The organism is Citrobacter sp. Cpo045, assembly GCF_030332875.1.
Classification (GTDB): Bacteria; Pseudomonadota; Gammaproteobacteria; order Enterobacterales; family Enterobacteriaceae; genus Citrobacter; species Citrobacter portucalensis.
Genome location: NZ_JAOWGZ010000091.1, coordinates 103,437 through 128,632, shown reverse-complemented (window position 1 = coordinate 128,632; position 25,196 = coordinate 103,437). Strand labels below are relative to the sequence as shown.

The window sequence follows — 25,196 nt, the reverse complement described above, 5'->3', positions numbered from 1 at the left end:
ATGTCGCAGGCTGCGCTGAACACGCGAAACGGTGATGAAGAAGAAGTAAACTCCTCACGCCGCAATAATGGAACGCGTCTTGCAGGAATATTGTTCCTGCTGACAGTGCTGTGCACCGTGTTTGTCAGCGGCTGGGTAGTGTTGGGATGGATGGAAGATGCGCAACGTTTGCCTTTATCGAAACTGGTGTTAACCGGCGAACGGCATTACACGCGCAATGACGATATTCGTCAGTCCATTTTGGCACTGGGCGCTCCGGGAACCTTTATGACTCAGGATGTGAACATCATCCAGAGTCAAATTGAACGCCTCCCCTGGATTAAACAGGCGAGCGTCAGAAAGCAATGGCCCGATGAATTGAAGATTCATCTGGTTGAATATGTGCCCATTGCGCGTTGGAATGACCAACATATGGTGGATGCTGAAGGAAATACGTTCAGTGTTCCAACCGGTCGGGCCAATAAGCAGGTATTACCCATGTTGTATGGACCGGAAGGCAGCGCAAGTGAAGTGTTGCAAGGGTTCCGCGATATGGGGCAGGTGCTGGCTAAGGATAGATTCACCCTGAAGGAAGCGGCGATGACCGCTCGTCGTTCCTGGCAGTTGACGCTGAATAACGATATTAAGCTGAATCTGGGCAGGGGCGATACGATAAAACGTTTGGCTCGCTTTGTGGAACTCTACCCGGTTTTACAGCAGCAGGCGCAAACCGATGGCAAACGGATTAGCTACGTTGATTTGCGTTATGACTCAGGAGCGGCAGTAGGCTGGGTTCCCTTGCCTCCTGAGGAATCTAATCAGCAACAGAATCAGGCACAGGCAGAACAACAATGATCAAGGCGACGGACAGAAAACTGGTAGTTGGACTGGAGATTGGCACCGCGAAGGTAGCCGCTTTAGTAGGGGAAGTTCTGCCCGACGGTATGGTCAATATCATTGGCGTGGGCAGTTGCCCATCGCGAGGTATGGATAAAGGCGGGGTGAATGACCTTGAGTCAGTGGTGAAGTGCGTACAGCGCGCCATTGACCAGGCTGAACTGATGGCAGATTGCCAGATTTCCTCGGTGTATCTGGCACTTTCCGGTAAACATATTAGCTGTCAAAATGAAATTGGTATGGTGCCCATTTCCGAAGAGGAAGTGACGCAGGAAGATGTGGAAAACGTAGTACATACGGCAAAATCCGTACGCGTTCGTGATGAACATCGTGTTCTGCACGTTATTCCTCAGGAATACGCCATCGACTACCAGGAAGGCATTAAAAATCCGGTTGGTCTTTCCGGTGTGCGTATGCAGGCAAAAGTCCATCTTATTACCTGCCACAACGACATGGCGAAGAACATTGTCAAAGCCGTTGAACGTTGTGGTCTGAAAGTTGACCAACTGATTTTTGCCGGGTTGGCAGCCAGTTATTCCGTGTTGACGGAAGATGAACGTGAGCTGGGTGTCTGCGTGGTGGATATTGGTGGTGGTACAATGGACATCGCCGTTTATACTGGCGGGGCGTTGCGCCACACTAAAGTTATCCCTTATGCAGGGAATGTAGTGACCAGCGATATCGCGTATGCCTTTGGTACGCCGCCGAGCGATGCTGAAGCCATCAAAGTGCGTCATGGTTGCGCGCTGGGCTCCATCGTGGGTAAAGACGAAAGCGTTGAAGTGCCAAGCGTAGGTGGTCGTCCACCGCGTAGCCTGCAACGTCAGACCCTGGCAGAGGTCATTGAGCCGCGTTATACCGAGCTGCTCAACCTGGTCAACGAAGAAATTTTGCAATTACAAGAACAGCTTCGCCAGCAGGGTGTAAAACATCATCTGGCGGCGGGGATTGTGTTAACCGGTGGCGCTGCGCAAATTGAAGGTCTTGCGGCCTGCGCACAGCGCGTGTTCCATACGCAAGTACGTATTGGCGCACCGCTGAATATCACTGGTCTGACGGATTATGCCCAGGAGCCTTATTATTCAACGGCAGTAGGGCTGCTTCACTACGGGAAAGAATCCCATTTGAGTGGTGAGGCTGAAGTTGAAAAACGCGTTACGGCATCAGTTGGCTCGTGGATCAAACGACTCAATAGCTGGCTGCGAAAAGAGTTTTAATTTTTAAAGAGACCAACGCACATTAACGGTCTCAGGCGACAGGCACAACGGAGAGAGAAACTATGTTTGAACCTATGGAACTTACCAATGACGCGGTGATTAAAGTCATCGGCGTCGGCGGCGGCGGCGGTAATGCCGTTGAACACATGGTGCGCGAGCGCATCGAAGGTGTTGAATTCTTCGCGGTGAATACCGACGCTCAGGCGTTGCGTAAAACGGCGGTTGGACAGACCATTCAGATTGGTAGCGGCATCACCAAAGGTCTGGGCGCGGGTGCAAACCCGGAAGTAGGCCGTAATGCGGCAGACGAAGATCGTGAAGCTCTGCGTGCAGCGCTTGACGGCGCAGACATGGTGTTTATCGCAGCTGGCATGGGCGGCGGTACCGGTACCGGTGCAGCGCCAGTGGTTGCTGAAGTAGCAAAAGATTTAGGTATTCTGACCGTTGCTGTCGTGACTAAGCCTTTCAACTTTGAAGGTAAGAAGCGTATGGCATTCGCGGAGCAGGGTATCACCGAGCTGTCCAAACATGTGGACTCTCTGATCACTATTCCGAATGACAAACTGCTGAAAGTGCTGGGTCGCGGTATCTCCCTGCTGGATGCGTTTGGCGCAGCGAACGACGTGCTGAAAGGCGCAGTCCAGGGTATCGCTGAACTGATTACTCGTCCGGGCCTGATGAACGTCGACTTTGCAGACGTGCGCACCGTGATGTCCGAAATGGGCTACGCGATGATGGGTTCAGGCGTGGCAAGCGGTGAAGACCGTGCAGAAGAAGCGGCTGAAATGGCTATCTCTTCTCCGCTGCTGGAAGACATCGATCTGTCTGGTGCGCGCGGCGTGCTGGTCAACATTACTGCGGGCTTCGACCTGCGTCTGGATGAGTTCGAAACCGTCGGTAACACGATTCGTGCCTTTGCATCGGATAATGCGACCGTGGTTATCGGTACCTCTCTGGACCCGGATATGAACGACGAACTGCGCGTCACCGTTGTTGCAACTGGAATTGGTATGGACAAACGTCCTGAAATCACTCTGGTGACCAACAAGCAGGTACAGCAGCCGGTAATGGATCGTTACCAGCAACACGGCATGGCGCCGTTGACGCAAGAGCAGAAACCGGTAGCGAAAGTGGTTAACGACAATACGCCGCAAACCACCAAAGAGCCGGATTATCTGGATATCCCAGCATTCCTGCGTAAGCAAGCTGATTAAGAATTAGCTGGAATTTGGGAATTGTGGCTCTTTGTGCTAAACTGGCCCACCGAATGTATAGTACACTTCGGTTGGATAGGTAATTTGGCGAGATTATACGATGATCAAACAAAGGACTCTTAAACGTATCGTTCAGGCGACTGGCGTCGGTTTGCATACCGGCAAAAAAGTCACCCTGACATTACGCCCTGCGCCGGCCAACACCGGGGTCATCTATCGTCGCACCGACTTGAATCCTCCGGTAGATTTCCCGGCCGATGCCAAATCTGTGCGTGATACCATGCTCTGTACGTGTCTGGTCAATGAGCATGATGTACGGATTTCAACCGTAGAGCACCTTAATGCTGCTCTGGCGGGTTTAGGTATCGATAACATCGTTATTGAAGTTAACGCACCGGAAATCCCGATCATGGATGGCAGTGCCGCTCCGTTCGTTTATCTGCTGCTTGATGCAGGTATTGAAGAACTGAGCAGCGCCAAAAAATTTGTTCGCATCAAAGAGACCGTTCGTGTCGAAGATGGCGATAAGTGGGCTGAGTTTAAGCCGTATAATGGTTTTACGTTGGATTTCACCATCGACTTTAACCATCCGGCGATCGACTCCAGCACGCAGCGCTACGCGATGAACTTCTCTGCGGATGCGTTCATGCGTCAGATCAGCCGTGCGCGTACTTTCGGCTTCATGCGTGATATCGAATATCTGCAGTCCCGCGGCCTGTGCCTGGGCGGCAGCTTCGATTGTGCCATCGTTGTTGACGATTATCGCGTATTGAACGAAGACGGCCTGCGTTTTGAAGATGAATTCGTTCGTCACAAAATGCTCGACGCGATCGGTGACTTGTTCATGTGTGGTCACAACATTATTGGTGCATTTACCGCGTATAAATCCGGTCATGCATTGAATAACAAACTGTTGCAGGCGGTCCTGGCAAAACAGGAAGCCTGGGAATATGTGACCTTCCAGGACGATGCAGAACTGCCGTTGGCGTTCAAAGCACCATCGACCGTACTGGCATAACGACATACGTTGTCGCATAAATTCGACTGGTAAATCTGGCACTCTCTCCGGCCAGGTGAGCCAGTCGTTTTTTTATCTTCCGAGTGCAAACCATCTTATCTGAAGCGACTTTTTCCCCACAGGTAGATTAAAATACCGTTCGATCGCTGCTTTCTTAAGCATATTTACCCGCGACTTGCTGTCATTACTGCTGTGGTGCGAACGCATTAATGGTAAGATTTATGCGCAAAAAATGGTTTTGCATTTGTAACCCCAAACGCAGGGTATATCAGGTGGCAATAACGTGAGTGGAATACTGACGCGCTGGCGACAGTTAGGCAGACGGTACTTCTGGCCGCATCTCCTGTTGGGGATGGTCGCGGCTAGTTTTGGCCTGCCCGCGCTCGGTAATGCTGCTGAACCTAATACCCCCGCGAAGGCGACCGCCAGCAATCACGATCAAGGCGCTAAAGTTAACTTTAGCCAGCTTGCTTTGCTGGAAGCGACTAATCGCCGCCCAAATTTTACCGTCGATTACTGGCATCAACATGCCATTCGTACGGTTATCCGCCATCTTTCTTTTGCCATGGCACCTCAGGCGTTGCCCGTTGCCGAAGAGCCATTGCCAATCCAGGCGCACCATCTTGCGTTACTGAATACGCTCAGCGCGATGCTGACGCAAGAAGGCACTCCGCCCGCGACAGTAAGTCGCGTGACATACGCACACTTTACCTCTCAGGCCGCGTTTAGCGTTCCGGTCTGGATCAGCCAGCTGCAGGGTATCCGCGCTGGTCCTCAACGCCTCAGCTAAAAAAGAACCTTCCAACTTATAATTTTTGACTCCGCACCGCGGGGCGTTTGAGATTTTATTATGCTAATCAAATTATTAACGAAAGTATTCGGTAGCCGTAACGAACGTACGCTGCGTCGTATGCGTAAAGTGGTCAATGTCATCAACGCGATGGAACCGGAGATGGAAAAACTCTCCGATGATGAACTGAAAGCGAAGACCGCTGAATTCCGCGCCCGTCTGGAAAAAGGTGCCAGCGTTGAGAGCCTGATCCCGGAAGCGTTCGCAGTAGTGCGTGAAGCGAGTAAACGCGTGTTCGGTATGCGTCACTTCGACGTTCAGCTGCTGGGCGGTATGGTGCTTAACGATCGCTGCATCGCGGAAATGCGTACTGGTGAAGGTAAAACCCTTACCGCGACGCTGCCAGCCTACCTGAACGCATTAAGCGGGAAGGGCGTACACGTGGTTACCGTGAACGACTATCTGGCTCAGCGTGATGCCGAAAATAACCGCCCGCTGTTTGAATTCCTCGGCATGACCGTTGGTATCAACATGTCTGGCCTGCCTGCGCCAGCCAAGCGTGAAGCCTACAACGCCGATATTACTTACGGTACCAACAACGAATACGGCTTTGACTACCTGCGTGACAACATGGCGTTTAGTCCGGAAGAGCGTGTTCAACGTAAACTGCACTATGCGCTGGTCGATGAAGTCGACTCCATCCTGATCGATGAAGCGCGTACGCCGCTGATCATTTCCGGCCCGGCTGAAGACAGCTCGGAAATGTACAAAAAAGTGAATAAAATCATCCCGCACCTGATCCGTCAGGAGAAGGAAGATTCCGACACGTTCCAGGGCGAAGGCCACTTCTCTGTTGATGAGAAAGCGCGCCAGGTTAACCTGACCGAACGTGGTCTGGTACTGATTGAAGAGCTGCTGGTTAACGAAGGCATTATGGACGAGGGCGAGCCACTGTACTCTCCAGGCAACATTATGCTGATGCACCACGTGACTGCCGCACTGCGTGCGCACGTGCTGTTTACCCGCGACGTAGACTACATCGTGAAAGACGGCGAAGTTATCATCGTCGATGAACACACCGGTCGTACCATGCAGGGGCGTCGCTGGTCCGATGGTCTGCACCAGGCTGTTGAAGCTAAAGAAGGCGTAGAGATCCAGAACGAGAACCAGACGCTGGCATCTATTACCTTCCAGAACTACTTCCGTTTGTACGAAAAACTGGCCGGTATGACCGGTACAGCCGACACTGAAGCGTTTGAATTTAGCTCCATCTACAAACTGGATACCGTGGTTGTGCCGACCAACCGTCCGATGATCCGTAAGGATTTACCGGATCTGGTGTACATGACCGAAGCGGAAAAAATTCAGGCAATCATTGAAGATATTAAAGAGCGTACCGCAAATGGCCAGCCGGTACTGGTAGGTACTATCTCCATTGAAAAATCGGAAGTAGTGTCTAACGAGCTGAGCAAAGCGGGTATCAAACACAATGTTCTGAACGCCAAGTTCCACGCCAACGAAGCTGCAATCGTCGCCCAAGCGGGTTACCCGTCAGCCGTGACTATCGCGACGAACATGGCCGGTCGTGGTACCGATATCGTGCTGGGCGGTAGCTGGCAGGCGGAAGTTGCCGAGCTGGAAAACCCAACTCCGGAACAAATCGCGCAGATTAAAGCCGAGTGGCAGGTTCGCCATGACGCGGTATTAGCTGCCGGTGGCTTGCATATTATCGGTACCGAGCGTCACGAATCTCGCCGTATCGATAACCAGCTGCGTGGTCGTTCAGGTCGTCAGGGTGATGCGGGCTCTTCCCGTTTCTATCTGTCGATGGAAGATGCGCTGATGCGTATTTTTGCCTCTGACCGCGTGTCAGGCATGATGCGTAAACTGGGTATGAAGCCAGGTGAAGCCATTGAACACCCATGGGTGACCAAAGCAATTGCTAACGCGCAGCGTAAAGTGGAAAGCCGCAACTTCGATATTCGTAAGCAGCTGCTGGAATATGATGACGTTGCCAACGATCAGCGTCGTGCTATCTACACCCAGCGTAACGAACTGCTGGACGTAACTGACGTTAGCGAAACCATCAACAGCATCCGTGAAGATGTCTTCAAAGCAACTATTGATGCCTATATTCCGCCGCAGTCTCTGGAAGAAATGTGGGATATCCCGGGTCTGCAGGAACGTCTGAAAAACGACTTCGATCTTGAGATGCCGATTTCTGAGTGGCTGGATAAAGAGCCTGAGCTGCACGAAGAAACGCTGCGTGAACGTATCCTGGCAAACGCCATCGAAGTTTATCAGCGTAAAGAAGAAGTTGTGGGCGCGGAGATGATGCGTCACTTCGAAAAAGGCGTGATGCTGCAAACTCTCGACTCCCTGTGGAAAGAGCACCTTGCTGCGATGGACTATCTGCGCCAGGGTATCCACCTGCGTGGTTATGCGCAAAAAGATCCGAAGCAGGAATACAAGCGTGAATCCTTCTCTATGTTTGCGTCAATGCTGGAATCACTGAAATATGAAGTGATCAGCACCCTGAGCAAAGTTCAGGTGCGTATGCCTGAAGAAGTCGAAGCCATGGAGCAGCAGCGTCGTGAAGAAGCTGAGCGCTTAGCGCAGATGCAGCAGTTGAGTCATAAAGGCGACGATTCTGCCGCGGCAGAAGAGCTGGCAGCACAAACCGGCGATCGTAAAGTGGGTCGTAACGATCCGTGTCCTTGCGGCTCTGGCAAAAAATACAAACAGTGCCACGGCCGTCTGAGCTAAGAAAATAACTTACTGAAAAGGCGCGGAATTCTGCGCCTTTTTTATGGACGATAAAGATGAAAATACTGCAAATCGCCGTCGGGATTATTCGTAATCAGCAACATGAAATTTTTATCACCCAGCGTGCGGCTGATGCTCACATGGCCAATAAGCTGGAGTTCCCCGGCGGGAAAATTGAAGCGGGCGAAACGCCGGAGCAGGCGCTGATTCGCGAGCTACAGGAAGAAGTGGGGATCACGCCGACTCAAAGCTCATTGTTCGAAAAGCTGGAGTATCAGTTTCCGGACAGGCATATCACTCTGTGGTTCTGGCTGGTTGAAAGCTGGGAAGGCGAGCCGTGGGGAAAAGAGGGGCAACCGGCGCAGTGGATTGCGCAAGATGCTCTGAATGCGCAGGATTTCCCGCCCGCGAATGCACCGGTCATTGAAAAGCTGATTGCTGGCTAATGGTACTATAGGCCGGATAAGGCAACGCCACATCCGGCAAATTATGGCGGGGGCGCTACGCTTGCTCGCCCTACGTTTTAGTTCTTAGGCCTGATAAGCGAAGCGCCATCAGGCAAAACAACATAAAATGCCGGGTGCGGCGTTGCCTAATCCGACCCACCGTTTTAGCAGAATTACTTCTGTTCTTCACTCCAGTCGTCGCTTTCTGACAGATCACCAGAGCTTGGGATGCGTTTCTCTTCTGCGGCCCACTCTCCCAGATCGATTAACTGGCAGCGCTTGCTGCAGAATGGGCGAAACGGACTGACCTCAGCCCATACTACAGGCTTGCCGCAGGTTGGGCAGTTGACGATGGTTTGTTCAGACATGTTGACTCCTTAACAGCACGCCAGTTCAAAATCGAGGCGCTCAGGCACCTGACCATTCTCGCTATCCAGCGGCATAAAGCGGATGGCAAAACGGCTCTTATGACCAGAAATTTGCGGATAAAGCAGCGAATCAAGCGGCAGCTGCAAGCGTAGCAGATCTGCATCTTCGCCGTTGTCCTGATAAAAACCATTCAGGCTGGTTTGCTTACGAAACGGTGCTGAGTTGCGAATTAAATCCAGTACCAGCGACAGAGCCTGGTTGAGCGGATTCAGGCTGGCAAGCCAGGTTTCAACCTGCGCGTCACGATGCGACTGTGCCAGGTGTAACCAGATATGCAGAGTCGGCAGATCGAAACTGCAGCACCCGCCAGGAATACTTAAACGCTGACGTACGAGACCAATCAGACGATCTTCGCGCAGCGTCTGTCCAATACGCGGGGCAGAAATCAGAATGCTGCCTGCACTTTTTAGCTGCTGACGCAAAGAGTCGATTCTGCTTTGATCGACGCCGGGAACTTCGACCCAGGCCTGGAGTTTACGCTGCTGTCGCTCCAGTTCTTTGAGGAGTTCGGTACGGACTTCGCCGCGTTCAAATACATCCAGCAAATCTCCGATATTGCGGAAAAAATGCAGAGCGCCGGCATGGTCAGTAATGGGCAAATTAACGGAGAGCTGTTGGATTAAAAACTCAATGCGCAGCCATGTACGCATCTTCTCATTGAGAGGGTGTTCAAAAAGGACCTGGGTGTGCATTACGGTTTTTCCTGTGAGACAAACTGCGACGCGCATTGCAAATAGAGCGCGTGCAGGCGGGCGACATCCGAGGCGATGGCTTCCGGTGCGCCATTATTATCAATAACATCGTCTGCCACGGCCAGCCGCGCTTCACGCGTTGCCTGGGCAGCAAGAATTTGTTCAACATGCTCACGCGTGACGTCATCACGCTGCATGGTGCGTCTGAGCTGGGTTTCGGGGGTGACATCCACCACGAGTACGCGGTCGGCTTTTTTATACAGCGAATTTTCCACCAGCAAAGGGACAACCCATAGCAGATAAGGAGAGGTTGCTTGCTGAAACTGACGCTGCGTTTCCTGCTGAATAAGCGGATGAAGCAGGGCATTCAGCCAGCTTTTCTCCTCAGGATTGGAAAAAATGCGTTCGCGTAAAATGCGTCGCTGCAACGATCCGTCTGCGGCTATAACGTCGGAACCAAAATGTTCTTCGATCGCCTTAAGAGCAGGTGTGCCGGGTTCAACCACCTGGCGCGCAATAATATCTGCATCAATGACGTTTATTCCGAGGTCAGCGAACGCATTTGCAACGGTGCTTTTACCACTGCCAATGCCGCCGGTTAAGGCTACCGTATACCTCATAGATGCCGATCCTGGAGTTTAAGTTTGATTATCAAACAGTTAAAAGTTATGCGTGCGAAGGCGAGGCTGCTGCAGGATTAACCTACTATTCGCCAGGTAAATTTATGGGATTGTAGCGTAAAAAAAGAGAATTTCGCAGTCTTGCGCGGCATTGATTAGTGCGTATGATAGCGTCACTGGAGTTGTGAGTTTCGATTTTTCGCCATTAACCCCAGGAATCCGCACATGCGTATCGAAGAAGATCTGAAGTTAGGTTTCAAAGACGTTCTTATCCGCCCTAAGCGTTCTACTCTCAAAAGCCGTTCCGATGTTGAGCTGGAACGTCAATTTACCTTTAAGCATTCAGGTCAGACCTGGTCCGGCGTACCTATTATTGCCGCGAACATGGACACTGTCGGGACGTTTGCCATGGCAACGGCACTGGCATCCTTCGACATCCTGACCGCTGTGCACAAACACTATTCTGTTGAAGACTGGGCCGCCTTCATCGCAGAGAGCTCTGCCGATGTGCTCAAACACGTAATGGTTTCAACCGGTACGTCTGATGCAGATTTCGAAAAAACTAAACAAATTCTGGCGCTCAACCCCGCGCTGAACTTTATCTGCATTGATGTGGCCAATGGCTACTCAGAGCATTTTGTTCAGTTCGTGTCGAAAGCGCGTGAAGCATGGCCGACTAAAACGATCTGTGCGGGCAATGTGGTCACCGGTGAAATGTGCGAAGAGCTGGTGCTCTCCGGTGCTGATATTGTCAAAGTCGGCATTGGCCCAGGTTCTGTATGTACCACGCGTGTAAAAACCGGCGTTGGCTATCCACAGCTTTCTGCGGTTATTGAATGCGCCGATGCAGCCCACGGTCTGGGTGGCATGATTGTCAGCGACGGCGGCTGCACCATGCCGGGTGACGTGGCAAAAGCGTTCGGTGGCGGCGCAGACTTCGTGATGCTCGGCGGCATGCTGGCTGGTCATGAAGAAAGTGGCGGCAAAATTGTTGAAGAGAACGGTGAGAAATTCATGCTGTTCTACGGTATGAGCTCTGAATCTGCCATGACGCGTCACGTAGGTGGTGTTGCACAGTACCGCGCTGCAGAAGGTAAAACCGTCAAGCTGCCACTGCGCGGCCCGGTTGATAATACCGCTCGCGATATCCTCGGCGGTTTGCGTTCTGCTTGTACCTATGTGGGCGCATCCCGTCTGAAAGAGCTGACCAAACGTACAACGTTTATTCGTGTACAGGAACAAGAAAACCGCGTTTTCAATAGCCTGTAAGAACAGCTAGTTCTGTGAAATGCCTGATGGCGTTACGCCGTCATCAGGCATTTGAATCTATGCTACCCCGCTCATCGCATCTCCCAAATGGAAAATCGGTAAATACATCGCGACGACCAGTGTACCGATGATAAGCCCCGTAATGACCAGCAACGCAGGCTCAAGTAATGCAGCCAAATTCTCAGCCTGAGCCAGGGTTTTCTCGCCATGGTGATGAGCAAGATTGCGCAGCATTGCATCCAGCGAGCCGGAAGCTTCACCAGTTCTGACCAGCTGTATACACAATGGGCTGAATTCACAGCTATTTTTAAGTGCTAACCAGATCGGTTTTCCTGAGCTGATGTCCTGCTGAACCAGTGCTAAACGTTGCGACCAGAAAGGGTTAGCCAGCGTTTCGGTAACGCTCTCAAGACCCTGCAAAAAGGGAATGCCCGCATTTTGCGTTAACGCCAGAACAGTGAATATCTGCGTGAGTTTTTGCCCTCTCACCATCGTCCCTATGACCGGGAGGCTGAGCAGCAATTTCTGGCGCAGAATGAGCCAGTACGGTTTCTGCTTTATCAAATGATGTGTGGCAACTGCTACCAGGCCAAGCGCTACCGCCAGCCATCCCCATTGGCTGCTACAGTGTGCGATGGTAATAATCCACTGAGTGAGCGCCGGTAGCGGGGTGTTGAACGTCTGGTAGATAGCGGCAAACTCAGGGAGTACAAACTGCAGCATCGCAAATACGACCATCACCGCCATTGTTATGATGATGATCGGATAGCGCAGGGCTTTTTTAACTTTATCAGCAAGTTGCTGTTGTTTCTTTTGCTGGTAGGCGAGTTCAAAACAGCAGTCGTCCAGCTTACCCGTAAGTTCTCCGGTACGGATCATTGCCTGATAAAGGGGCGGAAAAACGTGTTGCCATTGTGATAACGAGGTGGAGAGGGTTATGCCCTGTTCCATATCGTAAGCCAGCGTACGCAGTAGCGCCTGCCATTGAGTGCTGGGATGCTGTTCAGCAAGCAGAGCTAGCCCTGTTGAGAGCGTTAACCCTGCTTTTAGCAATGTCGCCAACTGGTGTATGGTTTCGGCACTTCTTGTACGGCTCCAGTGCGAGGTTTTGACACGCATACGTTTAATGCGCAGCGGCGTAATCTGTTGTTTCTCAAGAGCCAGCATCAATGACGGTCGGGTATCGGCCCATAGCGTTCCTTCCAGCGATCTACCTTCGTTGTTAATGCCTTGCCAGCGCCAAAGCTGTTTAGTGGACATGAGGCATGCCCAGTATACGAATCAGCTCTTCAAATGTCGTTAACCCTTGCTCGACGGCCTGACAGCCATTCTCGAAAAGCGTTCTCATTCCTGATTGCTGAGCATCAGATTCCACTTCGTCTACGGATGTGCCACTGGCAATACTCTGACGTAATGCCGGAGTAACAGGGAGCACTTCAAACAATGCCGTACGGCCATAAAATCCGTGATAACAATGTTTGCAGCCAGGGGCCTGCCAATTCGGTAGTGGTGTAGGCCAGACAGTTTTCGGGAGCGTGATAGGCGTACTCTGACGTTGTCGGCAATGGGGGCACAACTTTCTGATCAACCGCTGTGCAATAACGAGCGTCAGCGCGGAGGCGATCATCCAGCGTGCGACCCCCATTTGTTGCAGGCGCACCAGCGTTTCACTGGTGGAATTGGTATGCAGCGTAGAAAGAACCAGATGGCCGGTTTGCGCTGCTTTAAGGGCTATTTCGGCCGTTTCGCCATCGCGGATTTCACCCACCATGATAATGTCGGGATCCTGGCGAAGCAGCGCGCGTAAGACTCCCTGAAAAGTCAAACCGGCGCGTGGGTGAATTTGCGTCTGGTTGAGGCCTGCGATCGGGATCTCTACCGGATCCTCCACGCTACAAAGATTCACATCCGGGGTGTTTCGGGTTTGCAGCGCACTGTACAGCGTGACCGTTTTGCCGCTTCCGGTAGGCCCGGTAACCAGAATCAGCCCCTGAGGCTGCTGCAAGGCTTGCGAAAATGCGGCCAGCTGCGCGTCTTGCATTCCCAGCGCCGCGATCTCCAGTGACTGATCGACCTGATGAAGTAGCCGTAACACGACTTTTTCGCCGTAGCGACAGGGTAGGGTGGCGATGCGAAACGAGACCGGCTCTCCTGAAATCTCAACGGTAAATTGTCCGTCTTGTGGAAGCCGATGCTCGGCGATATCCAGGCTGCCTAATACTTTTAACCTTGCGGTGATGGCTATGCCCATCTCGGTCGTGACTTCCGGTAACGCGTGAAGCACGCCATCTACGCGTAATCTGATTCGATAGTGATTTTCCTCGGGTTCAAAATGAATATCAGAAGCCCGTTGCGTCAGAGCGGAATGAAACGTCTGATTCAGCAAGTCTGCTGCGCTGGCGCTGCTTTTCGTGACCACTGCCGGGAGCATTTTCTGCGGTGTATGCGTGTGGCCTTCCATTTGCTGACGTGTCCAGCAGACAATGTCGATGTGTCGGGTGGTGGCAAAATGCAGCGCATCCAGCAGCTCGTGTGATGGGGCGTCTACGACGGCGATATGCACCACTTCATTGTCTGCATCCAGTAATATTGCCTGATAACGTTGGCATAGTGCCGTAAGTTGGGTGGTGTTCATCTCTGTTCCTTAGTGGGTATCGAAGCGGAAAACGTCTTCACAGGCCTGCTGCAATGCGCTGTCGTTCTGGATGACGCAGTTTCGGTTCCAGCCGGTAATGCCGTTGGCATTGTCCCAACCTGGCGTCATGGTGATGCTTAGCCCGTTCAGGCTTTCCTGCCCACTAAGGCTGACAACTCCCTTTTCAACGCTCATGGCTGAGACGTAACGGGTAGTTGTTGGAGAGGGAATACCATTCGTTCCGGCATCGCAGGTATTTGTTCCGCCATGCTCCAGTGCACAGAGCTCAACCGCCGTGCGATAGGGGACAAAGGTTTGCAGCATGTCCGTCAGCGCGGCTTTGCGCAGATAGTTTTGATATGCCGGAATGCCGATGGCGCTAAGGATGGCAATAATGCCAATCACCACCATGAGTTCGATAAGCGTAAAGCCTCGTTGCTTGTTCATCGTTCGCTCCTTGAGTTTGCTGGCGCTACTTTGGCAAACCGACGGGAGGACGGCGAGAGACAAAAAACAAAACGGGAAAGCGGGTTCAGAGGATTTTTACGAAATTACAGAGTCAGACAATGTATTTGCGAAGAGACTCGAAGAAACTGCCGGGTGGTGGTGTAAATGCCGTATTCGGCTTACGGAATAAACCTGTGTAGTAGGCCCGATAAGCGAAGCGTCATCGGGCAATACAATCAGCAATTAGCGAAATCGCATGGAGAGATCGAGTGCGCGAACATGTTTGGTCAGCGCGCCAACGGAGATAAAGTCCACACCGGTTTCGGCAAATTCGCGCAGCGTTTCATGGGTGACGTTGCCCGACACTTCCAGACGCGCCTGGCCATTGGTGCGTTTTACCGCTTCGCGCATTTGGTCAGTTTCGAAGTTATCGAGCATGATGATATCGGCCCCGGCTTTCAGCGCGTCGTCCAGTTCATCCAGGCTTTCTACTTCGACTTCAACCGGCACATCCGGGTGCAACCAGAAGGCTTTTTCGACGGCCTGACGTACCGAGCCGGAAGCAATAATGTGGTTTTCTTTAATCAGGAAGGCGTCGGACAGCCCCAAACGATGATTCGCGCCGCCGCCGCACAATACGGCGTATTTTAGCGCGGTACGCAGTCCCGGCAGGGTTTTACGCGTATCCAGCAGTTGGGTCTTGGTTCCCGCTAGCAGGTCGACGTATTTACGCACTTCGCTCGCTACACCTGAAAGCGTCTGCACAAAATTCAGCGCAGTACGTTCACCGGTCAGTAAAACGCGGGAAGGGCCGTCCAGTTCAAACAGCGGCTGATTGGCCTTTATGCTGTCGCCATCTTCAACATGCCAGGTGATGTTGACATCATCGCCAGCCAGCTGAATAAAGACCTCTTCCACCCAACGTTTTCCACAAAAAACGCCATCTTCGCGGGTGATTACGGTGGCATGGGAGCGCATGTCTTCGGGTAAAAGCTGTGCGGTGATATCGTTATTGGCATCAACTTCTCCGCCTAAATCTTCACGCAGCGCCTGAGCTACAGCGGCAGGGATATCCAGATTTATGCGTTCCAACAGCGCGTCACGTCGGTAGTCAGGGTTATAGCGGCGAGGCGGCATGATAAAACTCCAAATTGCTAACGAATCATAAGGTGGAAACATGCTACCCTGAACCTGATATGAGCACCACCAATAAGGAGATTCTGCATGTTGTTAGACGAGGGCTGGCTGGCAGAGGCGCGACGCGTTCCCTCTCCGCATTACGATTGCCGCCCGGATGACGAAAACCCTTCTCTGCTGGTGGTGCATAATATCAGCCTGCCGCCCGGCGAGTTTGGCGGCCCGTGGATAGACGCGCTGTTTACGGGCACGATTGATCCCAACGCCCATCCTTATTTTGCCGGGATCGCCAATCTGCGTTTTTCGGCCCATTGTTTGATTCGCCGTGACGGTGAAATCGTGCAATATGTGCCTTTTGATAAACGCGCCTGGCATGCGGGTGTGTCGAGCTATCAAGGGCGAGAACGCTGTAATGATTTTTCAATTGGTATTGAGTTGGAAGGGACGGATACGCTGGCCTATACCGATGCGCAGTATCAGCAACTGGCTGCCGTGACGAATACTCTGATTACGCGTTATCCGGCCATTGCTAACAACATGACAGGACATTGCAATATTGCGCCCGAGCGTAAGACCGATCCCGGGCCGTCATTTGACTGGGCAAGGTTCCGCGCCCTGGTCACCCCCTCGTCGCACAAGGAGATGACATGACGCTGTTTACAACATTATTGGTGTTGATTGTTGAACGCCTGTTTAAGCTGGGTGAGCACTGGCAGCTTGATCACCGGATTGAAGCTTTTTTCCGCCGGATTAAGCATTTTTCGATGATGCGTACGGTAGGCATGACTCTGATTGCGATGGGAGTGACATTTCTGCTACTGCGCGCACTTCATGGGCTGTTGTTTAATGTTCCGTTGCTGGTGGCGTGGATCTTAATTGGCTTGCTGTGCATCGGTGCTGGCAAGGCGCGCCTTCACTATCACGCTTACCTGAACGCGGCTGCTCGCGATGATGCTCACGCCCGTGATGCGATGGCCAGCGAGCTGACGCTTATCCATGGGGTTCCGCCGGACTGCGATGAGCGTGAATTCTTGCGCGAACTGCAGAACGCGCTGTTATGGAACAACTTCCGTTTTTATCTGGCGCCGTTATTTTGGCTGATTGTCGGTGGTCCGTGGGGACCTGTGACGCTGGTTGGTTATGCTTTTTTACGCGCCTGGCAGTCCTGGCTGGCGCGCTATCAGACACCGCACCAGCGTCTGCAATCAGGTATTGATGCGATCCTGCATGTGCTGGATTGGATCCCGGTGCGTCTGGCGGGCGTGGTCTATGCGCTGTTGGGACATGGCGAGAAGGCGCTGCCGGCCTGGCTTGCCTCGCTTGCGGATCTGCACACGTCGCAATATCAGGTGATTACGCGTCTGGCGCAGTTCTCGCTGGCGCGTGAACCGCACACCGATAAAGTCGAAACGCCAAAAGCCGCCGTTTCGCTGGCGAAGAAAACCTCGTTTGTGGTGGTGGTGGTTATTGCGGTGCTCACCATTTATGGGGCATTAGTATAGCGTTGTGCCGGATGGCGCTAATGCTTATCCGGCCTACAATGAAAAAACGTGTAGGCCCGGTAAGCGTTAGCGCCACCGGGCAGTGCAGCGGTTTAGTTCGTATCAGCAGGCGGGATGCCAAAATCTGGCATGCCGTTTTCGTCCCAACGCACGAGCTTCAGACGAGTGTGGCGGTTTGGGTCGTACAGCGGATCGCCCTCGATTTCGGTGTAGTTTCTCGCGTGATACACCAGTACATCTTCACCTTCCGGCGTTTGTGTAAAGCTGTTGTGTCCTGGCCCAAACTGGCGGTTTTCATAACTGGTGGTAAAGACCGGACGCGGTGATTTGTGCCAGTTCTGCGGTTTGAGCGGATCGGCGTTGAGGTCAATCCACAATAATCCCATACAGTAGTTCTCATCGGTGGCGCTGGCGGAATAGCTGATAAACAGCTTATCGCCATGAACCATGACGGCAGGACCTTCATTGACCCAAAAACCCCGGCATTCCCAGTCATACTCAGGATGACTTAGCATGACCGGCTCGCCTTTAATCGTCCATGGATTTTCCAGCTCAGCGAGATAGATATTGGAGTTTCCGGCGATATCGGGCGACTTCTGCGCCCAGAGGTACCACTGTTTTCCCTGATGGTTAAAGGTGGTGGCATCAAGCGCAAAGGTATCAAACTGCGTTTTAATCTGACCTTTCTCCGTCCACTGCCCGGTCAACGGATCGGCGTCGGCACATTCGAGCGCAAACATGCGATGCTGGAACATCCCCAGCTTGTCGAGCGACTGTGTGTGGGTGGCAGCAAAATAGATGTACCACTTGCCTGCCAGATGATGGATTTCGGGTGCCCAGATGAGTTGGCTCATGGGGCCGCTTTCTGGTTTGCGCCAGACGACAACCGGGGCGGCGGTGCGCAACCCCTCCAGCGAGTCGGCCCGGCGTATCTCCAGTCGGTCATATTCGGGTACTGAAGCAATGAAATAATAGTGGCTACCGTCACGTAAGATAAACGGATCGGCACGCTGTTCAATAAAGGGATTTGGCCACTGATTCATTAGGCTTTCCTTACGGTTTCAGTCGTTTTTATATCGTGGTATTCATTCAGTTCACGGTAGTTGGCGCGGCGCTTTTCTAAATCTGTCTGGATTTGCTGCATAAACTCGCGGTCAACTTTCAGCAGACGAACCACGCCTGCGGTAATCAGGTAGCCTACGCCCGGTATGATGGTAAACAGCAGCATAATACCGTTAATGGCAGAGTCGCTTTGCGCTTTCGCCCCAGCGTCGTAGCCGTACCAGGAGAGCAGGAAGCCGACCATCGCTCCGGCAATTGCCAGGCCCAGTTTCAGGAAGAACAGGTTACCGGAGAAGCTGATTCCGGTTATGCGTTTACCGGTTTTCCACTCGCCATAGTCATCGACATCCGCCATCAGCGACCAGTGCAGCGGAGAAGGGATTTGGTGCAGGATGTTGAGCAGGAAGTAGAGCACCATAATCATCATGGTGGCTTTCGGATCGAAGAAGTAAAACGCGGCAGAGAAAATCGCCAGGATAATATTGGTCCAGAAGAAGACTTTCAGTTTGCACCAGCGATCGGTTAATACCTTCGCCAACATACTGCCGATCATCATTCCGACCACACCAAGACTGATAAACAGCGTTGCGAACTGCGTGCTTTGCTGCATAACCCATGTCACGTAGTACATGGTGGCAGCCATGCGAATAAAGCCCGGACAGACGTTGCACAGTGTTAACAGCAGAATTTTTACCCACTGATCGTTCTTCCACACGTCTTTCAGATCGGCTTTTAAATCGTCATTGGTCTGGACAGCAGGGCGTACGCGTTCACGGACCGTAGCGAAGCAAAACAGAAACATACACATGCCGATGAAAGCCAGAACCGCCATCGCCATCTGATACCCTTTGGCTTTGTCTTCCCCGCCGAACCAGTCGGCCATTGGCAGCAAGGTGAGGGACAGCAGCAGGGTTGCAATGCCTACCAACACAAAGCGATATGACTGGCAGGCGACGCGTTCCTTCGGATCGTTGGTGATGACGCTGCCGAGCGAGCAGTAGGGAATGTTGATCGCTGTATAAGTAATAGATAGCAGGAAGTAGGTAACGAACGCATAGATAACTTTGCTGTTATAGGTCCACTCTGGAGTGGTAAACATCAGTACGCTGAATAACGCGTACGGGAAAGCCATCCATAAAAGCCATGGACGAAATCGACCATATTTACTACGGGTGCGGTCGGCCATCGCGCCCATTATAGGGTCGGTAACGGCGTCGATAACGCGTACTGAGAGCAGTAATACGCCGACCAGTGCAGGTGCCAGACCAAAAATGTCTGTGTAAAAATAGTTAACAAACAACATGATGGCGCCAAAGATGATGTTGCATCCGGCGTCGCCCATTCCATAGCCGATCTTTTCTTTCACCGTGAGCTTACTGGTTTCCATCAACTGCACTCCATTAATGAGATATGGAGAGAATTATTGTCCGGCACCGGTGTTTTTGCGTTGCAGGATAACGCCGCTGATATGGACTAAACAGTCGTGAGTGGGAAAGTGTGAGGCAGGTAACAACCCCCACCTGACGCAGGTGGGGGGAGGGGGGGATTAATGCGCTTTAACCGCGCCGGCCGTTTTTTGTTTACACAGGTAGCCGATGCCAAGAATGGCAATCCATACAGGGATTAAGTACACCGAGATCGCCATACCCGGCGTCATCAGCATAATCACCAGTACTGCAGCCATGAAAATCAGGCACACCCAGTTACCCAGCGGATAGAGCAGCGCCGGGAAGCGGGTGGTAACACCCTGCTGCTGTTTGGCTTTGCGGAACTTCATGTGTGCCAGGCTAATCATTGCCCAGTTGATCACCAGTGCGGAAACCACCAGCGCCATCAGCAGGCCAAAGGCGGATTCCGGTGCCAGGTAGTTGATCAGCACACACAGAGCCGTCACTAGTGCGGAAACCAGAATGGTGTTCACCGGTACACCGCGTTTGTCGACGTTCATCAGCGCTTTCGGCGCATTGCCCTGCTGTGCCAGACCGAACAGCATACGGCTGTTGCAGTATACGCAGCTGTTATAGACAGAAAGGGCGGCAGTCAGCACTACGATGTTCAGGGCATTAGCAACAAAGGTGTCGCCCAGCTCGTGGAAAATAAGGACAAACGGGCTGGTATCCGCCGTGACACGCGTCCACGGCATCAGGGAAAGCAGAACCGCCAGCGAACCCACATAGAAAATCAGGATACGGTAGATAACCTGGTTGGTCGCTTTGGGAATGCTTTGCTCCGGGTTATCCGCTTCTGCTGCGGTGATCCCGACCAGCTCCAGCCCACCGAAAGAGAACATAATAATAGCCATCATCATCACCAGACCGGTGAAGCCATGCGGCAGGAAGCCTCCCTGGTCCCACAGGTTGCTGACGCTGGCCTGCGGGCCGCCGTTACCGCTAAACAGTAACCAGCCGCCGAACAGGATCATCGCTACGACGGCAATGACTTTAATAATGGCGAACCAGAACTCCATCTCACCAAACACTTTCACGTTGGTCAGGTTGATGGCGTTGATCAGCACAAAGAAGGCAGCCGCAGACACCCATGTTGGGATCTCCGGGTACCAGAACTGGATGTATTTACCCACGGCAGTTAGCTCAGCCATGGCAACCAGCACGTACAGCACCCAATAGTTCCAGCCGGAAGAGAACCCCGCGAAACCGCCCCAGTATTTATAAGCAAAGTGACTAAATGAGCCTGCAACGGGCTCTTCAACCACCATTTCACCTAACTGACGCATAATCAAAAAGGCGATAAAGCCGGCAATAGCGTAACCCAGAATAATACCCGGTCCTGCAGACTGGATAACGGATGCGCTACCGAGGAATAACCCGGTACCAATCGCGCCACCCAGCGCGATTAGCTGTATATGGCGGTTCTTAAGGCCGCGCTTGAGCTGATCGCCATGCTGTTGACTTTCCATCATGAAACCTCGTGTGTGGTTTTACTCTTCATATTTCGAGTGCTTATTTTTTGAACTACGCAGCAATGCGTGTGTAAGTTTGCAATTCCGTTTGTTGTATTAATTTGTTTACAGATGCTTTTGATAAAATGTTGCCTTAATACTTTTGTCTTGATCAGAATAATGATATGCGAGCGCGAATGCACCTGCTTTATGCGGGGAAGATGACGAGTTGAATAAAAAGAAACCATTTGTAAATGCAAGTTTATCTACCACAAAATTTCCATTTTGAATTTCTATTCATTAATAGTGGTTGATATATCGATAAATAAGCAGGTGAATCGGTTCAGATGAGATAATTTTTCGTTTCAATTCCGTTAAAACTACCCCGAGGTGGGTAAATTTAACATTTGTGCATAGTTACATGTTTGAAACGTTATTTCTGTAATGTTGTTAAAATATGCCTCCTTTACTGATTTCAATCAAAACCTGTATGGACAGAAGGTGAATACTTTGTTACTTTAGCGTCAAGAACATGAAATTGGTAAGACCAATTGACTCCGGGCAAATGGCTTAAGACAGGAAATCATGGCCTACAGCAAAATCCGCCAACCAAAACTCTCCGATGTGATTGAGCAGCAGCTGGAGTTTTTAATTCTTGAGGGGACACTTCGCCCCGGAGAAAAACTCCCACCGGAACGCGAGCTGGCAAAACAGTTCGACGTCTCCCGCCCCTCCTTACGCGAGGCGATCCAACGCCTTGAAGCGAAGGGCTTACTGCTTCGTCGTCAGGGCGGTGGCACTTTTGTTCAGAGCAGCCTGTGGCAGAGCTTTAGCGACCCACTGGTAGAGCTGCTCTCCGACCATCCTGAATCCCAGTTTGACCTGCTTGAGACGCGCCATGCGCTGGAAGGTATTGCGGCTTATTACGCTGCACTGCGCAGCACGGATGAAGACAAAACGCGTATCCGTGAACTCCACCATGCGATCGAGCTTGCTCAACAGTCCGGCGATCTTGACGGCGAATCTGATGCGGTACTCCAGTATCAAATTGCTGTCACCGAAGCGGCACACAATGTGGTGCTGCTCCATTTGCTAAGGTGTATGGAGCCGATGCTGGCCCAGAACGTTCGGCAAAACTTCGAATTGCTGTATGCGCGTCGTGAAATGCTGCCACTGGTTAGCAGTCACCGTACCCGTATTTTTGAAGCAATTATTGCCGGGAAGCCGGAAGAGGCGCGTGAAGCGTCCCACCGTCACCTGGCGTTTATCGAAGAGATCCTGCTGGACAGAAGCCGTGAGGAAAGCCGTCGTGAACGCGCCTTACGCCGTCTGGAGCAACGAAAGAATTAGTGATTTTTCTGGTAGAACGTTAACCAGAAGATGTTGTAAATCAAGCGCCATATAAAGTGCGCGGCAACTAAACGCAGAACCTGTCTTATTACGCTCTCTGGCGAGAACGTAATGGGACAGGTTCCAGATAACTCAACGTATTAGATAGATAAGGAATACCCCCATGTCAGAACGTTTCCCAAATGACGTGGATCCGATCGAAACTCGCGACTGGCTACAGGCGATCGAATCGGTCATCCGTGAAGAAGGTGTTGAGCGTGCTCAGTATCTGATCGACCAACTGCTTTCAGAAGCTCGCAAAGGCGGCGTGAAAGTAGCGGCAGGTGCAGGGGCCAGCAATTATGTAAACACTATTGCCGTTGAAGATGAACCGGAATACCCGGGCAATCTGGAGCTGGAACGTCGTATTCGTTCTGCTATCCGCTGGAACGCCATCATGACCGTACTGCGCGCGTCTAAAAAGGACCTCGAGCTGGGTGGCCACATGGCATCCTTCCAGTCCTCCGCAACGGTATATGATGTTTGCTTCAACCACTTCTTCCGTGCACGCAACGAGCAAGATGGCGGCGATCTGGTGTACTTCCAGGGTCACATCTCTCCGGGCATCTACGCACGCGCATTCCTGGAAGGTCGTCTGACTGAAGAGCAGATGAACAACTTCCGTCAGGAAGTACATGGCAAAGGCCTGTCTTCCTACCCGCACCCGAAACTGATGCCAGAATTCTGGCAGTTCCCGACCGTATCTATGGGTCTGGGCCCAATCGGTGCTATCTACCAGGCTAAATTCCTGAAATATCTGGAACACCGTGGCCTGAAAGATACCTCTAAACAAACCGTTTACGCCTTCCTGGGCGACGGCGAGATGGATGAGCCAGAATCTAAAGGTGCGATCACCATCGCGACCCGTGAAAAACTGGACAACCTGGTCTTTGTTATCAACTGTAACCTGCAGCGTCTTGACGGCCCGGTAACCGGTAACGGCAAGATTGTTAATGAACTGGAAGGCATCTTCGCGGGCGCTGGCTGGAACGTTATCAAAGTCATGTGGGGCGGTCGTTGGGATGAGCTGCTGCGTAAAGACACCAGCGGTAAACTGATCCAGCTGATGAACGAAACCGTTGACGGCGACTACCAGACCTTCAAATCCAAAGATGGCGCATACGTACGTGAGCACTTCTTCGGTAAATACCCGGAAACCGCAGCACTGGTTGCTGACTGGACTGACGAGCAGATTTGGGCTCTGAACCGTGGTGGTCACGATCCGAAGAAAGTCTACGCTGCACTGAAAAAAGCGCAGGAAACCAAAGGCAGAGCAACTGTAATCCTGGCCCATACCATCAAAGGTTACGGCATGGGTGACACTGCTGAAGGTAAAAACATCGCTCACCAGGTTAAGAAAATGAACATGGACGGCGTGCGTTATATCCGCGACCGTTTCAACGTTCCTGTGACCGACGAGCAGGTTGAAAACCTGTCTTACATCACCTTCCCGGAAGGTTCTGAAGAGCACACTTATCTGCACGCTCAGCGTCAGAAACTGCACGGCTACCTGCCTGCTCGTCAGCCGAACTTCACCGAGAAGCTGGAACTGCCAGCTCTGGAAGACTTCGGTGCGCTGCTGGAAGAGCAGAACAAAGAAATCTCCACCACTATCGCTTTCGTTCGTGCCCTGAACGTGATGCTGAAGAACAAGTCGATCAAAGATCGTCTGGTTCCGATCATCGCTGACGAAGCGCGTACTTTCGGTATGGAAGGTCTGTTCCGTCAGATTGGTATCTACAGCCCGAACGGTCAGCAGTACACCCCGCAGGACCGTGAGCAGGTTGCTTACTACAAAGAAGACGAGAAAGGTCAGATCCTGCAGGAAGGTATCAACGAACTGGGTGCAGGCGCATCCTGGCTGGCTGCTGCGACTTCTTACAGCACCAACGATCTGCCGATGATCCCGTTCTACATCTACTACTCCATGTTCGGGTTCCAGCGTATTGGTGACCTGTGCTGGCAGGCAGGCGACCAACAGGCTCGTGGCTTCCTGATTGGTGGTACTTCTGGTCGTACTACGCTGAACGGTGAAGGTCTGCAGCACGAAGATGGTCACAGCCATATTCAGTCTCTGACTATCCCGAACTGTATCTCTTACGATCCGTCTTACGCGTACGAAGTTGCGGTCATCATGCACGATGGTCTGGAGCGTATGTACGGTGAGAAACAAGAGAACGTTTACTACTACATCACCACGCTGAACGAAAACTACCACATGCCGGCAATGCCAGCAGGTGCCGAGGAAGGTATCCGTAAAGGTATCTACAAACTCGAAACCCTCGAAGGTAAGAAAGGTAAAGTTCAGCTGCTGGGCTCCGGTTCTATCCTGCGTCACGTGCGTGAAGCAGCACAGATCCTGGCGAACGACTACGGTGTAGGATCTGACGTTTACAGCGTAACCTCCTTCACTGAACTGGCGCGTGATGGCCAGGATTGTGAGCGCTGGAACATGCTGCACCCGCTGGAAACTCCGCGCGTTCCGTACATCGCTCAGGTGATGAACGACGCTCCGGCAGTGGCATCTACTGACTATATGAAACTGTTTGCCGAACAGGTTCGTACTTATGTACCGGCTGATGATTATCGCGTACTGGGTACTGACGGTTTCGGTCGCTCTGACAGCCGTGAAAACCTGCGTCACCACTTCGAAGTTGATGCTTCCTACGTGGTTGTAGCGGCCCTGGGCGAACTGGCTAAACGTGGCGAAATCGATAAGAAAGTGGTTGCTGACGCAATCATCAAATTCAACATCGATGCAGATAAAGTTAACCCGCGTCTGGCGTAA

The 25,196-nt window shown here is 52.1% G+C and carries 22 protein-coding genes; 12 read left to right on the top strand and 10 right to left on the bottom strand.

Annotated features, from left to right (window positions below):
* From ftsQ to mutT, 7 genes are all read left to right on the top strand, one after another.
* Nucleotides 1-834: a cell division protein FtsQ gene (gene ftsQ / locus OGY13_RS09380; protein ID WP_003018758.1), complete on the top strand. Its 834-nt coding sequence runs from the start codon at nt 1-3 to the stop codon at nt 832-834.
* On the top strand, nt 831-2,093 hold the full coding sequence (gene ftsA, locus OGY13_RS09375; RefSeq protein ID WP_003018755.1) for a cell division protein FtsA: 1,263 nt from the start codon (nt 831-833) through the stop codon (nt 2,091-2,093). The genes ftsQ and ftsA overlap by 4 nt, the downstream gene beginning before the upstream one ends.
* Nucleotides 2,094-2,155: 62 nt before the next feature.
* Entirely contained in the window at nt 2,156-3,307 is a 1,152-nt protein-coding gene (ftsZ, locus tag OGY13_RS09370; protein WP_003018753.1) for a cell division protein FtsZ, read from the top strand.
* A gap of 100 nt (nt 3,308-3,407) precedes the next feature.
* Nucleotides 3,408-4,325 (top strand): UDP-3-O-acyl-N-acetylglucosamine deacetylase, encoded by a 918-nt coding sequence (lpxC, locus tag OGY13_RS09365; RefSeq protein WP_006686706.1) that lies wholly within the window; start codon nt 3,408-3,410, stop codon nt 4,323-4,325.
* Nucleotides 4,326-4,608: 283 nt separating this feature from the next.
* Entirely contained in the window at nt 4,609-5,115 is a 507-nt protein-coding gene (gene secM, locus OGY13_RS09360; protein WP_003829520.1) for a secA translation cis-regulator SecM, read from the top strand.
* Nucleotides 5,116-5,175: 60 nt separating this feature from the next.
* Nucleotides 5,176-7,881 (top strand): preprotein translocase subunit SecA, encoded by a 2,706-nt coding sequence (secA, locus tag OGY13_RS09355; RefSeq protein WP_213752814.1) that lies wholly within the window; start codon nt 5,176-5,178, stop codon nt 7,879-7,881.
* Between the two features lie 56 nt (nt 7,882-7,937).
* Nucleotides 7,938-8,327 carry an 8-oxo-dGTP diphosphatase MutT gene (gene mutT / locus OGY13_RS09350; RefSeq protein WP_008786200.1) on the top strand — a complete coding sequence of 130 codons (390 nt, stop codon included), beginning with the start codon at nt 7,938-7,940 and terminating at the stop codon, nt 8,325-8,327.
* Between the two features lie 173 nt (nt 8,328-8,500).
* Here the strand turns inward: mutT and yacG are convergent, their stop codons facing one another.
* Genes yacG through coaE form a run of 3 tightly spaced genes read right to left on the bottom strand, consistent with a single transcriptional unit; the run spans nt 8,501 to nt 10,068 of the window.
* Nucleotides 8,501-8,695, bottom strand: a complete 195-nt coding sequence (yacG, locus tag OGY13_RS09345) for a DNA gyrase inhibitor YacG (RefSeq protein WP_003018740.1) — start codon at nt 8,693-8,695, stop codon at nt 8,501-8,503.
* A gap of 9 nt (nt 8,696-8,704) precedes the next feature.
* Complete coding sequence (zapD, locus tag OGY13_RS09340; protein WP_008786201.1) at nt 8,705-9,448, bottom strand: cell division protein ZapD; 744 nt, start codon at nt 9,446-9,448, stop codon at nt 8,705-8,707.
* Nucleotides 9,448-10,068 (bottom strand): dephospho-CoA kinase, encoded by a 621-nt coding sequence (gene coaE / locus OGY13_RS09335; RefSeq protein ID WP_003829511.1) that lies wholly within the window; start codon nt 10,066-10,068, stop codon nt 9,448-9,450. Before coaE ends, zapD begins: the two co-directional genes overlap by 1 nt.
* Before the next feature lie 225 nt (nt 10,069-10,293).
* Here coaE and OGY13_RS09330 point away from each other — a divergent pair, with 225 nt between their 5' ends.
* On the top strand, nt 10,294-11,337 hold the full coding sequence (locus OGY13_RS09330; protein WP_003829510.1) for a GMP reductase: 1,044 nt from the start codon (nt 10,294-10,296) through the stop codon (nt 11,335-11,337).
* A gap of 57 nt (nt 11,338-11,394) precedes the next feature.
* Here the strand turns inward: OGY13_RS09330 and hofC are convergent, their stop codons facing one another.
* The 4 genes from hofC to nadC all read right to left on the bottom strand — a co-directional run bounded on the left by hofC (nt 11,395) and on the right by nadC (nt 15,556).
* Nucleotides 11,395-12,597: a protein transport protein HofC gene (gene hofC, locus OGY13_RS09325; RefSeq protein ID WP_213752815.1), complete on the bottom strand. Its 1,203-nt coding sequence runs from the start codon at nt 12,595-12,597 to the stop codon at nt 11,395-11,397.
* A complete protein-coding gene (gene gspE, locus OGY13_RS09320) occupies nt 12,587-13,972 on the bottom strand; it encodes a type II secretion system protein GspE (RefSeq protein ID WP_213752816.1) in 1,386 nt (461 codons plus the stop codon). Before gspE ends, hofC begins: the two co-directional genes overlap by 11 nt.
* 9 nt (nt 13,973-13,981) lie before the next feature.
* Nucleotides 13,982-14,419, bottom strand: coding sequence for a prepilin peptidase-dependent pilin (gene ppdD / locus OGY13_RS09315; RefSeq protein WP_032942370.1), 438 nt, complete (start codon nt 14,417-14,419; stop codon nt 13,982-13,984).
* A gap of 243 nt (nt 14,420-14,662) precedes the next feature.
* A complete protein-coding gene (nadC, locus tag OGY13_RS09310; RefSeq protein WP_003837454.1) occupies nt 14,663-15,556 on the bottom strand; it encodes a carboxylating nicotinate-nucleotide diphosphorylase in 894 nt (297 codons plus the stop codon).
* An 87-nt stretch (nt 15,557-15,643) separates the two neighbouring features.
* Here nadC and ampD point away from each other — a divergent pair, with 87 nt between their 5' ends.
* A complete protein-coding gene (gene ampD / locus OGY13_RS09305) occupies nt 15,644-16,207 on the top strand; it encodes a 1,6-anhydro-N-acetylmuramyl-L-alanine amidase AmpD (RefSeq protein ID WP_286637614.1) in 564 nt (187 codons plus the stop codon).
* Complete coding sequence (gene ampE, locus OGY13_RS09300; protein ID WP_213752818.1) at nt 16,204-17,058, top strand: beta-lactamase regulator AmpE; 855 nt, start codon at nt 16,204-16,206, stop codon at nt 17,056-17,058. Before ampD ends, ampE begins: the two co-directional genes overlap by 4 nt.
* A gap of 92 nt (nt 17,059-17,150) precedes the next feature.
* On the opposite strand, the gene OGY13_RS09295 is transcribed toward ampE, so the two are convergent.
* The 3 genes from OGY13_RS09295 to aroP form a co-directional block, all read right to left on the bottom strand.
* Nucleotides 17,151-18,101, bottom strand: coding sequence for a glycoside hydrolase family 43 protein (locus tag OGY13_RS09295; RefSeq protein ID WP_153687615.1), 951 nt, complete (start codon nt 18,099-18,101; stop codon nt 17,151-17,153).
* Nucleotides 18,101-19,507 carry a glycoside-pentoside-hexuronide (GPH):cation symporter gene (locus OGY13_RS09290; RefSeq protein WP_003829494.1) on the bottom strand — a complete coding sequence of 469 codons (1,407 nt, stop codon included), beginning with the start codon at nt 19,505-19,507 and terminating at the stop codon, nt 18,101-18,103. The genes OGY13_RS09295 and OGY13_RS09290 overlap by 1 nt, the downstream gene beginning before the upstream one ends.
* 159 nt (nt 19,508-19,666) lie before the next feature.
* The gene (aroP, locus tag OGY13_RS09285; RefSeq protein WP_008786209.1) at nt 19,667-21,040 is read right to left on the bottom strand and encodes an aromatic amino acid transporter AroP; all 1,374 of its coding nucleotides are present in this window, start codon (nt 21,038-21,040) and stop codon (nt 19,667-19,669) included.
* A 564-nt stretch (nt 21,041-21,604) separates the two neighbouring features.
* Here aroP and pdhR point away from each other — a divergent pair.
* Both pdhR and aceE read left to right on the top strand, forming a co-directional pair.
* On the top strand, nt 21,605-22,369 hold the full coding sequence (pdhR, locus tag OGY13_RS09280) for a pyruvate dehydrogenase complex transcriptional repressor PdhR (protein ID WP_003018699.1): 765 nt from the start codon (nt 21,605-21,607) through the stop codon (nt 22,367-22,369).
* Nucleotides 22,370-22,532: 163 nt separating this feature from the next.
* A complete protein-coding gene (gene aceE / locus OGY13_RS09275) occupies nt 22,533-25,196 on the top strand; it encodes a pyruvate dehydrogenase (acetyl-transferring), homodimeric type (protein ID WP_048236129.1) in 2,664 nt (887 codons plus the stop codon).

Excerpts from the sequence above, each read along its gene's own strand:
- ftsA (WP_003018755.1), top strand. The coding sequence starts at position 831 with ATGATCAAGGCGACGGACAGAAAACTGGTAGTTGGACTGGAGATTGGC.
- hofC (WP_213752815.1), bottom strand. The coding sequence starts at position 12,597 with ATGTCCACTAAACAGCTTTGGCGCTGGCAAGGCATTAACAACGAAGGT.
- ampD (WP_286637614.1), top strand. The coding sequence starts at position 15,644 with ATGTTGTTAGACGAGGGCTGGCTGGCAGAGGCGCGACGCGTTCCCTCT.
- zapD (WP_008786201.1), bottom strand. The coding sequence starts at position 9,448 with ATGCACACCCAGGTCCTTTTTGAACACCCTCTCAATGAGAAGATGCGT.
- ftsZ (WP_003018753.1), top strand. The coding sequence starts at position 2,156 with ATGTTTGAACCTATGGAACTTACCAATGACGCGGTGATTAAAGTCATC.
- OGY13_RS09295 (WP_153687615.1), bottom strand. The coding sequence starts at position 18,101 with ATGAATCAGTGGCCAAATCCCTTTATTGAACAGCGTGCCGATCCGTTT.
- ftsQ (WP_003018758.1), top strand. The coding sequence starts at position 1 with ATGTCGCAGGCTGCGCTGAACACGCGAAACGGTGATGAAGAAGAAGTA.
- gspE (WP_213752816.1), bottom strand. The coding sequence starts at position 13,972 with ATGAACACCACCCAACTTACGGCACTATGCCAACGTTATCAGGCAATA.
- OGY13_RS09290 (WP_003829494.1), bottom strand. The coding sequence starts at position 19,507 with ATGGAAACCAGTAAGCTCACGGTGAAAGAAAAGATCGGCTATGGAATG.
- secA (WP_213752814.1), top strand. The coding sequence starts at position 5,176 with ATGCTAATCAAATTATTAACGAAAGTATTCGGTAGCCGTAACGAACGT.
- lpxC (WP_006686706.1), top strand. The coding sequence starts at position 3,408 with ATGATCAAACAAAGGACTCTTAAACGTATCGTTCAGGCGACTGGCGTC.
- nadC (WP_003837454.1), bottom strand. The coding sequence starts at position 15,556 with ATGCCGCCTCGCCGCTATAACCCTGACTACCGACGTGACGCGCTGTTG.
- ppdD (WP_032942370.1), bottom strand. The coding sequence starts at position 14,419 with ATGAACAAGCAACGAGGCTTTACGCTTATCGAACTCATGGTGGTGATT.
- aceE (WP_048236129.1), top strand. The coding sequence starts at position 22,533 with ATGTCAGAACGTTTCCCAAATGACGTGGATCCGATCGAAACTCGCGAC.
- ampE (WP_213752818.1), top strand. The coding sequence starts at position 16,204 with ATGACGCTGTTTACAACATTATTGGTGTTGATTGTTGAACGCCTGTTT.
- yacG (WP_003018740.1), bottom strand. The coding sequence starts at position 8,695 with ATGTCTGAACAAACCATCGTCAACTGCCCAACCTGCGGCAAGCCTGTA.
- aroP (WP_008786209.1), bottom strand. The coding sequence starts at position 21,040 with ATGATGGAAAGTCAACAGCATGGCGATCAGCTCAAGCGCGGCCTTAAG.
- mutT (WP_008786200.1), top strand. The coding sequence starts at position 7,938 with ATGAAAATACTGCAAATCGCCGTCGGGATTATTCGTAATCAGCAACAT.
- OGY13_RS09330 (WP_003829510.1), top strand. The coding sequence starts at position 10,294 with ATGCGTATCGAAGAAGATCTGAAGTTAGGTTTCAAAGACGTTCTTATC.
- pdhR (WP_003018699.1), top strand. The coding sequence starts at position 21,605 with ATGGCCTACAGCAAAATCCGCCAACCAAAACTCTCCGATGTGATTGAG.
- coaE (WP_003829511.1), bottom strand. The coding sequence starts at position 10,068 with ATGAGGTATACGGTAGCCTTAACCGGCGGCATTGGCAGTGGTAAAAGC.